This window comes from Pseudomonas rubra (assembly GCF_028656935.1).
Lineage (GTDB): Bacteria > Pseudomonadota > Gammaproteobacteria > Pseudomonadales > Pseudomonadaceae > Aquipseudomonas > Aquipseudomonas rubra.
Map to the genome: position 1 here is coordinate 11,804 of NZ_JAMDGZ010000015.1, position 12,610 is coordinate 24,413.

The following is a 12,610-nucleotide window of genomic DNA, read 5'->3' on the forward strand; positions in this document are numbered from 1 at the left end:
ACCTCTATGGAATCGACGCTTTCTCAAAGAGCCATCCAGGCAACTCGACCTCCACGCAAAAAGAGCACTAACATCCCAGTCTATCACGGAAATCAAAAAAATTCTAGAGCGCCCCGCACCACCCTGTAGAACCTGAGCCGAACAGGTAGAAGCATCAGTTAATAAATACCGGCAAACCCATCACCAAACTCAATGAGCTTGCTAACAAAGAAAATTCCCTTATAAAAGAAAAATACCCCAACCGCCATCACGCCTAGATTGAATCCATTACGGTAGCGCAACCCATAGTACATGAAAGCAAAATAGGAAAAAATTACAACGCGTTCAGAGCCTATAAAAAAAGACGCCAAGAGCATCGGAAGAGACACTAAGAAGGCCTCTAGCCTACGGCCTGGCGCATAAAAAACAGCCATGCACGTAAAAACTAATGGCTTTAATATGGCCGACGCACCGCCCCAGGCACCATAATAATACGATAACTTGGAGGCAATATGGTCGCGAAGAAAAAAGAGCAACATCGACATGCCAACCAAAACAAAAAGAAAGGACAGAAAGGACAACCCAACCTTCCCCCTAGCCAAGCCCCGAACCTCAGTCAGGGCCCGACGCACTTGAGTGCCCACCAACAACAAAATGAACTGAACGTGCGTAATTAGCGAGAAACCATAAAAAAAGTATCGAGACAAACCTTTTAGCGAGTAACCAAAAAGAAAAATAAAAATGGCAAACTTTAAACGCTCAGCCGAAAAAAACAAAACAAAAATATAAAAATTACCATACAACAAAAAAACAACAAGACGCGAAACATTATGACTCCGCACCCAAACCAACAAATAGTAGAACATGAGAAAATTTACAAACGAGAACACCCAGTCTTTATTTAAAAAATCTGCAACGGAATAAACAAACAAAAAATAACCAGGCTCACTCGTCCCAAGCATATTTTGATAGTAATCAAAGGCCTGCAACAACGGCAAACCACCTACACCTTCATAAAAGCCTCTATAGAACTGCTGATCCCCCACAGTTGCATATGGCATCACCAAAACACTTAATACAAATACTGGCAGAGCCCAGCAAAAAGCCCACAACTTATCGACTGATATCTTCATCAATTAAAATACTGATAATCTGAAAGTGACTTCACGCAATAGAGCCCTGATTTCGACGACTTGAAAACCTAACATCTTTCTTCATTCGATCTCTTATAGCACAGAGCAAGAAGGATGAAAATGCCATTAGATTCGAGTAAGGCAGTGCGCTAAACGCCTGCAGATCATTAGATCTTGACTCCATTAACAGGAAACCGTTTACCGTCTCATCAATGGAAAACGTCTCCGCCTTGGTTCGGCAGGCGTAAGAGGCCTCAGCCCACTGCCTCTCATCCATGAGGGAAGAGAACACCTGTGCTATTGGTCTCAGCGCGAGGCGAGCATCGAACTCGTTGTAGGACCTTCCTTCAATATCACTCAACAACCCGTAAGTGACCGGGTCCTGTATTGACTCGATGCCAACTATGGAAGGAACACCCAAGGCTGCGGCCTCAATAATTGCGGTCCCACTACCCACAAATGCAAAGGCCCCTTCAAGCACTTTAGGGAAAGAGGAATAATCGATAGCCCCCTTGAAATGTACTATATCCTCCACCCCCTGCAGCGATACCTGCTGACGCAATTCAGCCTCGTAACTCCCGCCCCCATAGATCTCGTAGATCAACCCAGGTCGCAATTCTCGAAGAGCAGGCATCAAGTCAATAACATGACGATTATAGGTTTTGAAAACCTCTAGACTCCCGATCGAAACGATGCGATTGGAAGCAGAATTCCCCACGCCTCGCCCGCGCCACTCAGGGAGGTCAATACCAATCGGCACTTGATTAGCCGTGTAATAATCGACTGCAAAAAAATGAGAATGGGAAGCTAACGTCAACTCATTAAAAAACACGAGCGAAGAAGGAGGCAAGGTCGAGAAAAGCAATTGCACTTGCCGAGCAAAGTAGTAGTCCACACCGGAAAACATGATCTCATTCTGGTGATAGATCCCAATACTCACCAACTTGACTCGCCGCGCCGATGCCACGTAGCGCTTTATAAACAGAAGACCAAACACCCCCATCGCGTGCAGATGGCCGTTGTATTTCTCAACCAACGCCTCGATAGCGCCAAAGGACACCGGCATAAAGGTACCAAACTGCCGGCGAAACATAGGCCTCAACACACGCGGAGCGAAGTCTTTGAGATAATAGATATCAGCGTACTCTGCTATTTGCGCAGCCAGATCCTTGTTAACAATATCAAACAGCACCAGGACGCCAATCCGACGGCCCTGGCGGTGACTCGCCCGAGCAAGTCGAAGTATAAATGTCGTACCACCGTTGAGCTCTAAAACATTAGCGACAAACAGCATTTCGACCTCGCTTCATGTGGGCTCGACTTAAATATATTAAAAAACACAAAACCGCAACAGATAAATAAACCACATAAGTGGCAACATACCCTCTGACCACCCCATCAACACCTGGATAGTATTTGAGAAAGGCAAAAGAAAAACCTAAAAACAACCCATTCTGCAACAGCTCGGCTGCAACATATAATCGAAAAGAAGCCTTGGCTACTGCAACAAAACCTATTACATAGGACACCACTCTGAAAAAATCACCCACCAACTGAAAATGTAGATAATCAGAAGCCGGGTGAAATTTTTCGGAAAGTATCAAAGGAATAAAAAACTCACGCCCCCAAAAGAGCACCCCACCGCCAAATGCAAATAACGCGGCAACCGCCAAGAGATACCTTACGGTCAAGCGGCCGACCTCCCCAGCCGCGTCGACCCGGGAAATAAGCGGCATAAAATAGTAGGATAGGAAAATTGTGAAGAAGCCAAGATACGCAGCCGAAAGCTTAATCAACCCCTGCCACAAACCAGCCGTGTCAAACCCCGCGCTCTCAATCAACCACTGCCTTATGATTATTTCGACCACGGGAAAACTGACAGCACTCACAAACAGCATGCCACTGAAGGCAGCGAGCTGTTTGAATTCATCCATTTTCAACTTAACAATACGAACACGCGCTCGAAACACCGAGCGCCAATAAATAAACAACGCCGGAACTACCGGCGTAAGATAAATCACCACTACAGATAGCGCCCCCCCCGTCATGCCATAAGACGAGGTGAGCCAAAACACTATCAATACCGCCAGCAAGCTCCCGACAAGCTGAACACGCGAGTACACATGTGTCTGTATCAGGCCATTGCCAACCCCAACAACCATATTGACAAAAGCAAAGCCAAAAACAGCTAACGACAAGAAAACAATCAACCAGAACTGACCAGCATCATTGAACACCGCTACCGCCAGCGGCTTAGAAAGCAGCACACCCAAGCCACCAACCAATACGCAACCAAAGAACGAGTAACTCGTCGATACCGATATAAACCTGAGCAACTTTCTAGGTTGCCCGGCATATTCTGCAGTGTATTTGATTATTGCGTTAGTCACTCCCCCGCCTGCCAGCATGTACACAATTGTACACAAGCTCATGAAGTGCCCCAGTGCTCCTAACCCTTCGGGGCCCAAGTAAAAAGCGATGAGCTTGATTAGAAGGAAACCAACGGCGATACGTGAAAGATGAGCAACACTGGTGAGTAATGCACTGCCAACAGCTTTCATGCGAGTCAGGCCACTTTCAACGCGTGACGCACACTTTCGATTACTGCATCTTGTGTTGCTTCATCCATGCCATACCAGATCGGCAACCGCACCAACCGCTCACTTTCCGAGGTAGTGAAAACATCATCACCTTTAAACTCACCCCACTGCGCCCCGCAAGGAGAAGAGTGCAGAGGAACGTAGTGAAACACTGCCATGACGCCCCGTGCCTTTAAAGAGTCGATGAAGGCACTTCGCTGCTGAAGACTGCAGAGCTTGAGATAATACATATGAGCGTTGTGCTCACAACCGACGGGAATGACTGGACGCTCCAAGCCCTTCCCCTCGAACGCTGCAAATGCAGCCTGATAGCGACTCCATATGGCGCGACGTGCAGTGTTTATCTGGCCAGCAACTTCCAACTGCCCATAAAGATAAGCTGCTTGAAGCTCTGAGGGAAGATAGCTACTACCCACATCTACCCAAGTATACTTATCAACCATCCCACGCCAAAATTGGCTACGATTAGTACCCTTTTCGCGAATGATTTCAGCACGCGCTACAAATCGTTCATCGTTGATTAGCAGCACACCGCCTTCACCACCACTGGTATAGTTTTTGGTTTCATGAAAGCTATAAGAGGCCAAATGACCAATCGACCCCAACGCGCGCCCTTTATAAGTTGACATCATGCCTTGCGCGGCATCTTCTACAACATAAAGACTATGTTTTTCAGCTAACGCCATAATGCTATCCATTTCACAGGCTACACCCGCGTAATGAACCGGCACGATGACTTTAGTCTTAGCCGTGATCGCAGCCTCAATGAGACGCTCATCAATATTCATTGTATCCGGTCGAATGTCGACAAATACAATTTTCGCGCCCCGCAAGACAAAGGCATTCGCGGTGCTGACAAACGTATAACTGGGCATGATAACTTCATCGCCCGGCTGTATGTCTAACAATAGCGCTGCCATCTCCAACGCTTGAGTACAGGACGGCGTGAGCAAGGCTTTTTTACAACCTACCTGCTCCTCGAACCAATCGTGACAGCGCTTTGTGTAGTCACCATCACCCGACATTTTAGAGCTTCGCATGGCTGCCAGTACATGCTCATCTTCCCGCCCGGTATAGGGTGGCCGATTAAATGGAATCATACAAACACCTTGATAGAAATGTAATAACAGCTGAAAAAGCAGCGAATTGCGCTAAATCAGAGGGTAACCAAACAGATCACCCTACATGTTACTCTATTGCGTGCGCCTGAGACTTAGGAGGTGTAAAGATGCCTGATCCTCACCCACTCCAAAACCCACCTACACACCAAAATAAATCCTGGGTACAGTTTTCTACGCCCGCACCAACCACGCAGCCTTACTTCTCAGGTGGCTGACAGGTATTTTGCTTCCAGCGCCAAGAGCTCCTGTGAACGGGTCTTGATGCGCCTTGCAGGGATACCGAAGTAAACACCCCACGGCTCCGTGGTTTTATTTACGAGGGTCATCACACCAACCGAACAGCCTTCGGCAATTTCTACACCCGGCATCACAATTGACGAGGTCCCGACGATAACATGCTTACCTATCTTGACGGGCGCCTTCGCTTCCATCTTGAACTCAGCTGGTACCGTAGGGTTTGTGAGGGTCTTTCCGGAATAGTCGTCGGATTGAGAAAAAACGTGACACCCATAGGCAAGACCGGAGAAGTCTTCCAGGGTGACACCGAGGTCTCCTCCGGCTACGTTGTTAAAAACAGCCAAATGGACATTTCGCCCGATGGTTACTTTTCCAGAAACCACGCAGAAGTCATCAATCCTTGAATTGTCACCAATCTCAATTTGATCGCAATTATAAATAGAAGCCTTGTCACTAATTTTGACATTGCTTCCCAATTTCTTGAATCCCATTTCAAGTAACTGAGATTGCGTGAGAAATGCCATCAACCGCCTCGCTTGCTTGCAGGTAGAAAAACCACATCAACCACATATGGTTACTCGACGGACCGCAGAAGTCAACGTCTACCCCCGCACACCCCTCCCCCAGCAGCCTCACCTCTCGACGAGCCAATCGTCAAGTGACGATTTTGAAGCGAGCCAGACAGCAACAACACGCCTGTCATGCCAGGAGAAACAAGATGAAGGCCTAGCGGGCCACCAAAATGAAAGCAACGGATGGCACAGCCCCTTCCTCTTCAGCGATTGAATCTGGTAAAGGTTAATGCATGAGCGTGTTGACTGAGGCAACATCGCGCGAGTGAGAGGCCAGCAATACTGTTACCTCTGCAGAACAGTCCCTGAAGGCTGGCGCAGCAGATACTGAAGCATCACAATACCGACACCGACCAACAGGCCAAGCAACAACGAAACACCTATTACAAATAGCTTCCTTGGTGAAACCGGCGCGTCCGGCGACACGATGTCCCCGTCTAGCCTATAGACTGCCACGCTCTCGGGGTTAACTTCCACCGCACTAAAAAGCGAGTAACTTGCTTGTAAATTGCGCAATTGCGCAATAAAAGGGTCATCCGATTTACGTTTTTCCAGGTTGTGGATCTGGGCCTCGAGTGCTTTAGACCCTTGCATATAGGCTAGCGCCCCATCCATGCCGGCAGTCACTTCTGCTGACAAGCCACTGCCAATGATCGGCGGCTCTTTAAGCCCAACCGAATAGGCAATATTCAGCGCTTCCTGAAGCTGAACTATCTGGTCTTCGCGTACTTTTTGACCGCTTTCACGCAACCCTTCGATTTGCTGGCTAACATTTCGAGCACGTACATCAGCCTCCCTCTCGACGTTTTTAATCATTTCTTGCATCGCCGACGCCCCCGCTTCGGCCACATACGCTTTAGCCCAAGAAACTACCTGCTCAGGGGAGTTACCGCTCACTGTCAATGAGTAAAGATCGGGTGAGTTCTTACCTGCAGTAGAGACAACCATGATACGAGAAAACTCGTTATACAACTTGCTTTGCGATCCCTTGCGCTCTTCTTCAGTGAGCGAAGGAAGATAGTACCGTTCAAAAAATGAACGCCGCAACGACTCCCCCTGAAAATCACGAAGGAAGACATCGTACACTTGCCTTACACTATACGGCTTCAATCCTGTAACGTCGGTGCGCCCATAGTTGAAGTCCGCTATCTCATTTTGCGTGGGAGGCATCACAAAAATCTTTGTTTCGTAAATCGTGCGCGAAAACTTCAGGTACACCAAAGCAGCCAGGAAGAAAATCACAACGACGGAACAAATAAAATACTTCTTTGCCCATATCGCGCCACATAGCGCGACGATGTCAACCTCTACCTTCGAGAAATCATTCTCGGCGGAATTCCGCATTTCCCACCCTGCCTTCATCAATTTTATTTTTCGTGAACTCTACGGAACACACAACCTACTCAAAGTTTTGGCAGACCAGCCCATACACAGTTAAGCACGTCACTAGCCACCACCCCACACCTTGAATCGGCCTAAGACCACCAATACCGAGCCGATTGCAAACCCAATCATCAATGCTAAGAGCACTACGGCTGCCGAGGGGAGCGAAGGCACAGTGAACCCCAGAAACTGAAGCTCAACCATTTGCTGGTTTTCCAGCACAAAAAGGATGACTGCCGCACAAATCAGCGCCAAAAATACGACTAAGATAAACCGCCTGAAGTTCCGCAAGGGGCCTTCCTTTTGTCCGATTAGTGTTCTTGAGTTTCATCCTCATTCACCCGATCCCGCAACTCCTTACCTGGCTTGAAGTGTGGCACAAACTTGCCATCCAGGCTGACGGATTGGCCGGTTTTCGGGTTACGGCCTACGCGCGGGGCACGGTAATGCAGAGAGAAGCTGCCGAAGCCGCGGATTTCGATGCGGTCGCCAGTGGCCAGGCACTGGGACATTTGCTCAAGCATGGTCTTGATGGCCAGCTCGACATCCTTGGATGAGAGCAGCCCTTGATGGGTGACAATACGTTCGATCAGCTCCGACTTCGTCATATTTTTCCCTTCTTTATCAAGCAGCTAGATCATTGCTTCGTAGTTTTTAGCATGACCTGAGGGATTTGAACAGGGTGGTTCTTGACTTAAACGGAATTTGAAGAGACACGCTTTGCTGCAGTAGATGATAGCTCTTTGACACCAATTTCACCGAAGCTCACTGGCACAAGGGTTCCAGCCCCAGGCGCAAACTCCAGGCACAAAAAAGGGCGACCGAAGTCGCCCTTTTTAAACACCAGCAGAACTTAGTTCTGTTTGGCCATTGCCTGACGCAGCAGCGCAGCCATGGTGGTGTCAGCAGCTTCCGGAGCAGTTTCTTTCAGGCTCTGGATAGCTTCTTTCTCGTCAGCGTCGTCTTTCGACTTGATCGACAGCTGGATGACGCGCGATTTGCGGTCAACGCTGATGATCTTCGCTTCGATCTCTTCGCCTTCCTTCAGGACGTTACGTGCGTCTTCAACGCGGTCACGGCTGATTTCGGAAGCTTTCAGAGTGGCTTCGATGTCGTCGGCCAGGGTGATGATGGCGCCTTTGGCGTCAACTTCTTTTACAACACCCTTGACGATTGCACCCTTGTCGTTCGAAGCAACGTACTCGGAGAACGGATCGCTTTCCAGTTGCTTGATACCCAGGGAGATGCGCTCGCGCTCTGGGTCAACCGACAGGATGACGGTGTCCAGCTCGTCGCCCTTCTTGAAGCGACGCACGGCTTCTTCGCCGACTTCGTTCCAGGAGATGTCCGACAGGTGAACCAGGCCGTCGATGCCGCCGTCCAGACCAATGAAGATACCGAAATCGGTGATCGACTTGATGGTGCCGGAGATCTTGTCGCCCTTGTTGAACTGGCCAGAGAAGTCTTCCCATGGGTTGGACTTGCACTGCTTGATGCCCAGGGAGATACGACGACGCTCTTCGTCGATGTCCAGAACCATGACTTCCACTTCGTCGCCGACTTGTACGACTTTCGAAGGGTGGATGTTCTTGTTGGTCCAGTCCATTTCGGAAACGTGTACCAGGCCTTCCACGCCTTCTTCCAGCTCTGCGAAGCAGCCGTAGTCGGTCAGGTTGGTAACACGCGCCATGACGCGGGTGCTTTCTGGGTAACGAGCCTTGATAGCAACCCATGGGTCTTCACCCAGTTGCTTCAGACCCAGGGATACACGGTTACGCTCGCGATCGTACTTCAGAACCTTGACATCGATCTCGTCGCCAACGTTGACGATTTCCGATGGGTGCTTGATACGCTTCCAGGCCATGTCGGTGATGTGCAGCAGGCCATCAACGCCGCCCAGGTCAACGAATGCGCCGTAGTCGGTGAGGTTCTTGACGATACCTTTGACTTGCTGGCCTTCCTGCAGGGATTCGAGCAGAGCTTCGCGCTCGGCGCTGTTCTCGGCTTCCAGGACGCTGCGACGGGAAACGACAACGTTGTTGCGCTTCTGGTCCAGTTTGATGACCTTGAATTCCAGCTCTTTGCCTTCCAGGTGGGTGGTGTCGCGCACTGGGCGGACATCAACCAGGGAACCAGGCAGGAACGCACGGATGCCGTTAACGTCGACAGTGAAGCCGCCTTTAACCTTACCGTTGATAACGCCCTTGACCACTTCTTCGGCGGCGAAAGCTGCTTCCAGAACAATCCAGCACTCGGCGCGCTTGGCTTTTTCACGGGACAGTTTGGTTTCGCCAAAGCCGTCTTCGACCGCGTCCAGCGCAACGTGAACTTCGTCACCGACCTTGATGGTCAGTTCGCCAGCTTCGTTGTAGAACTGCTCGAGCGGGATGACACCCTCGGACTTCAGGCCAGCGTGTACGGTAACCCAGTCGCCGTCGATGTCGACAACGATACCGGTGATGATCGCACCCGGCTGAAGATTGAGGGTTTTCAGGCTTTCTTCAAAGAGTTCTGCAAAGCTTTCGCTCATTTTAATTCCTGTAGATTAGGGCGGTAGAAACGCCCATCAGCCACATTCCAGACAATGTGGGTTTCGTTCATATAAAGGAAAGCCGACAGGACGTTGACTGGTGCCCCTGCCTGCTTCCCTGGTCATCAGGCGATATCGCGCAGGGCAATCTCGCTCTTGATGCGTTGCAACACCTGCTCGATGGACAACTCCGTGGAATCCAGCTGGATCGCATCGGCCGCCGGTTTGAGCGGGGCCACTGCGCGCTGGGTGTCACGCTCATCGCGCGCACGGATCTCATCTAGCAGACTCGACAGACTAACATCTTCGCCCTTGCCCTTCAACTGCAAGTAACGGCGGCGGGCACGTTCCTCGGCACTGGCGGTCAGAAACACCTTCAGCGGTGCGTCCGGGAACACCACAGTGCCCATGTCGCGACCATCGGCAATCAGCCCCGGCGCTTCCTGGAACGCCCGCTGGCGCTGCAGCAAGGCATCGCGCACCGCGGGCAGCGAGGCCACCAGAGAGGCGCCAGCACCCACTGTTTCGGTACGGATGACATTGCTGACATCCTCGCCTTCGAGAATGATCTGCTGCAGCTTGCCCGGCTCGGCGGCGATGAACTGCACGTCCAGATGCGCCGCCAGCTTTACCAGCAGCTCTTCATTGGTCATGTCGACGCCGTGATTGCTCGCCGCAAACGCCAGCAGGCGATACAGCGCACCGGAGTCCAGCAGCTTCCAGCCCAACTCGCGGGCGAGCAGGCCCGCCACGGTACCCTTGCCCGAACCGCTTGGCCCGTCGATGGTGATGACCGGTGCATTCACGCTCACGACTTGCCCTCTTCAGCAACACGGATGCCAACTTCGGCGCACAGCGCCAGGAAGTTCGGGAAAGAAGTCGCGACGTTGGCACAGTCATGGATACGGATCGGCGCGGTAGCACGCAGCGAGGCAACGCTGAAGGCCATGGAAATGCGGTGATCGCCATGACCGTGCACTTCGCCACCGCCAATCACACCACCGTCGATGATGATGCCGTCCGGGGTCGGCTCGCACTTCACGCCCAGAGCCAGCAGGCCATCGGCCATGACCTGGATGCGGTCCGACTCCTTGACCCGCAGCTCTTCGGCACCACGCAGCACAGTGCGGCCTTCGGCACAGGCCGCAGCAACGAACAACACCGGGAACTCGTCGATGGCCAGCGGCACCAGGTGCTCGGGGATCTCGATACCCTTGAGTTTAGCCCCGCGCACGCGCAGATCAGCCACAGGCTCGCCGCCGACCTCACGCTGGTTTTCCAGGGTGATGTCGCCGCCCATCAGGCGCAGGATGTCAATGACGCCGGTACGGGTCGGGTTGATGCCGACGTGCTCAAGCAGCAGTTCGGAACCTTCGGCGATCGATGCCGCCACCAGGAAGAAAGCCGCCGAGGAAATGTCTGCCGGCACCTCAATATGGGTGGCCGAAAGCTTGCCGCCGGACTCCAGCGAAGCGGTAGGACCTTCGACATTCACGCTGTAGCCAAAACCGCGGAGCATGCGCTCGGTATGGTCACGGGTCGGCGCAGGCTCGGTAACGGTGGTCTTGCCTTGGGCATACAGGCCGGCCAGCAGCAGGCAGGATTTGACCTGGGCACTGGCCATCGGCAGCGTGTAGGTCAGGGCCTTGAGCGTGTGACCACCGCGGATGGTCATCGGTGGACGACCCTCGGCGGCGGTCTCGATCACCGCGCCCATTTCCCGCAGCGGGTTGGCGACACGGTTCATCGGTCGCTTGGACAGCGAGGCATCACCGCTCAGCACGGTGTCGAACGGCTGAGCGGCCAGCAGGCCGGACAGCAGGCGCATCGAGGTGCCAGAGTTGCCCAGGTAGATCGGGCCTGGTGGCGGCTTCAGGCCATTGAGACCAACGCCATGAATGGTCACTCGGCCATGATGCGGACCTTCGATGACCACACCCATGTCGCGGAAGGCTTGCAAGGTGGCCAGGGCGTCTTCGCCCTCGAGAAAACCTTCCACTTCGGTGGTGCCTTCGGCCAGGGAGCCGAGCATGATCGAGCGGTGGGAAATCGATTTGTCACCTGGTACGCGAATACGGCCGGACACGCGGCCACCAGGGTTTGCCAGGAAAATCAGGTCGTTGGAGTTCATAGCGTCCACATAGGCCCGGCGGGCCAGGATTTTACTGAAATGCTCGCGGGCAACCCGGGCGCGCGTGAAGACGCCCAGCAATTGATGCCCATCCCCTGCATCGACCGCGTCGCGCAAGGCGTCGAGATCGCTGCGAAATGTATCCAGTGTGCGCAAGACAGCTTCGCGGTTGGCGAGAAAGATGTCGTGCCACATGACCGGGTCGCTTCCGGCAATTCTCGTGAAATCGCGGAAACCTCCGGCAGCGTAACGGAAGATATCGAGGTTTTCATTACGCTTGGCCAGGGAATCGACCAGGCCGAAGGCCAGCAGGTGTGGCAGGTGACTGGTAGCGGCCAGTACTTCGTCGTGACGCTCGACCTGCATGTGCTCGACATCAGCCTCCAGCACACGCCAGAGCTGGTCGACCAGCGCCAGCGCGGCCGGATCGGTTTCTGCCAGCGGCGTGAGAATGACTTTGTGACGACGGAACAGGGAGGCATTGGACGCCTCCACCCCGCTCTGTTCGGAGCCGGCAATCGGATGCCCGGGGACGAAACGCGGCAAATGCGCGGCCAGGGCCTGGCGCGCAGCACGCACGACATTGCCCTTGGCGCTGCCGACGTCGGTCAACACCGCCTGCCCCAGATCAAGTCCGGCCAGACGTGCAAGCAGCTTCTCCATGGCCAGGATCGGCACTGCAAGCTGAATGACATCAGCGCCGACGCAAGCGGCAGCGAGGTCCTCTTCACAGCGGTCGACCACGCCCAGCTCCACCGCCAGCTTGCGCGACTGCGGATCCAGGTCGACACCGACCACCTCGCGACACAGGCCGCTTTCACGCAGGCCCTTGGCGAAAGAACCGCCAATCAGGCCCAAGCCGACCACCACCAGCCGACCGATGATCGGCTCAGACTTGCTTACCACGACTTCAACCACGGAGCT

At 52.8% G+C, this 12,610-nt stretch carries 10 protein-coding genes; all 10 read right to left on the reverse strand.

What is annotated here, in order from left to right; translation table 11 throughout:
* Positions 1-158: 158 nt before the first annotated feature.
* The gene (locus tag M5G17_RS07370) at positions 159-1,112 is read right to left on the reverse strand and encodes a hypothetical protein (RefSeq protein ID WP_273892323.1); all 954 of its coding nucleotides are present in this window, start codon (positions 1,110-1,112) and stop codon (positions 159-161) included.
* 31 nt (positions 1,113-1,143) lie between these two features.
* Positions 1,144-2,406 carry a glycosyltransferase gene (locus M5G17_RS07375; protein WP_273892324.1) on the reverse strand — a complete coding sequence of 421 codons (1,263 nt, stop codon included), beginning with the start codon at positions 2,404-2,406 and terminating at the stop codon, positions 1,144-1,146.
* Positions 2,390-3,673 (reverse strand): O-antigen translocase, encoded by a 1,284-nt coding sequence (locus tag M5G17_RS07380; RefSeq protein ID WP_273892325.1) that lies wholly within the window; start codon positions 3,671-3,673, stop codon positions 2,390-2,392. Before M5G17_RS07380 ends, M5G17_RS07375 begins: the two co-directional genes overlap by 17 nt.
* Positions 3,674-3,678: 5 nt before the next feature.
* Positions 3,679-4,812, reverse strand: coding sequence for a dTDP-4-amino-4,6-dideoxygalactose transaminase (gene rffA / locus M5G17_RS07385; protein ID WP_273892326.1), 1,134 nt, complete (start codon positions 4,810-4,812; stop codon positions 3,679-3,681).
* 224 nt (positions 4,813-5,036) lie between these two features.
* Entirely contained in the window at positions 5,037-5,594 is a 558-nt protein-coding gene (locus tag M5G17_RS07390) for an acyltransferase (protein ID WP_273892327.1), read from the reverse strand.
* A 333-nt stretch (positions 5,595-5,927) separates the two neighbouring features.
* A complete protein-coding gene (locus M5G17_RS07395) occupies positions 5,928-6,986 on the reverse strand; it encodes an LPS O-antigen chain length determinant protein WzzB (RefSeq protein WP_273892328.1) in 1,059 nt (352 codons plus the stop codon).
* A 350-nt stretch (positions 6,987-7,336) separates the two neighbouring features.
* Positions 7,337-7,633 (reverse strand): integration host factor subunit beta, encoded by a 297-nt coding sequence (gene ihfB / locus M5G17_RS07400; RefSeq protein WP_273892329.1) that lies wholly within the window; start codon positions 7,631-7,633, stop codon positions 7,337-7,339.
* Positions 7,634-7,878: 245 nt separating this feature from the next.
* Entirely contained in the window at positions 7,879-9,555 is a 1,677-nt protein-coding gene (gene rpsA, locus M5G17_RS07405; RefSeq protein ID WP_130265765.1) for a 30S ribosomal protein S1, read from the reverse strand.
* Positions 9,556-9,680: 125 nt separating this feature from the next.
* Positions 9,681-10,367, reverse strand: a complete 687-nt coding sequence (gene cmk / locus M5G17_RS07410) for a (d)CMP kinase (protein ID WP_273892330.1) — start codon at positions 10,365-10,367, stop codon at positions 9,681-9,683.
* Positions 10,364-12,571, reverse strand: coding sequence for a bifunctional prephenate dehydrogenase/3-phosphoshikimate 1-carboxyvinyltransferase (locus tag M5G17_RS07415; protein ID WP_273892467.1), 2,208 nt, complete (start codon positions 12,569-12,571; stop codon positions 10,364-10,366). The genes cmk and M5G17_RS07415 overlap by 4 nt, the downstream gene beginning before the upstream one ends.
* Positions 12,572-12,610: the final 39 nt, after the last annotated feature.

Excerpts from the sequence above, each read along its gene's own strand:
- M5G17_RS07370 (WP_273892323.1), bottom strand. The coding sequence starts at position 1,112 with ATGAAGATATCAGTCGATAAGTTGTGGGCTTTTTGCTGGGCTCTGCCA.
- M5G17_RS07375 (WP_273892324.1), bottom strand. The coding sequence starts at position 2,406 with ATGCTGTTTGTCGCTAATGTTTTAGAGCTCAACGGTGGTACGACATTT.
- M5G17_RS07380 (WP_273892325.1), bottom strand. The coding sequence starts at position 3,673 with ATGAAAGCTGTTGGCAGTGCATTACTCACCAGTGTTGCTCATCTTTCA.
- rffA (WP_273892326.1), bottom strand. The coding sequence starts at position 4,812 with ATGATTCCATTTAATCGGCCACCCTATACCGGGCGGGAAGATGAGCAT.
- M5G17_RS07390 (WP_273892327.1), bottom strand. The coding sequence starts at position 5,594 with ATGGCATTTCTCACGCAATCTCAGTTACTTGAAATGGGATTCAAGAAA.
- M5G17_RS07395 (WP_273892328.1), bottom strand. The coding sequence starts at position 6,986 with ATGCGGAATTCCGCCGAGAATGATTTCTCGAAGGTAGAGGTTGACATC.
- ihfB (WP_273892329.1), bottom strand. The coding sequence starts at position 7,633 with ATGACGAAGTCGGAGCTGATCGAACGTATTGTCACCCATCAAGGGCTG.
- rpsA (WP_130265765.1), bottom strand. The coding sequence starts at position 9,555 with ATGAGCGAAAGCTTTGCAGAACTCTTTGAAGAAAGCCTGAAAACCCTC.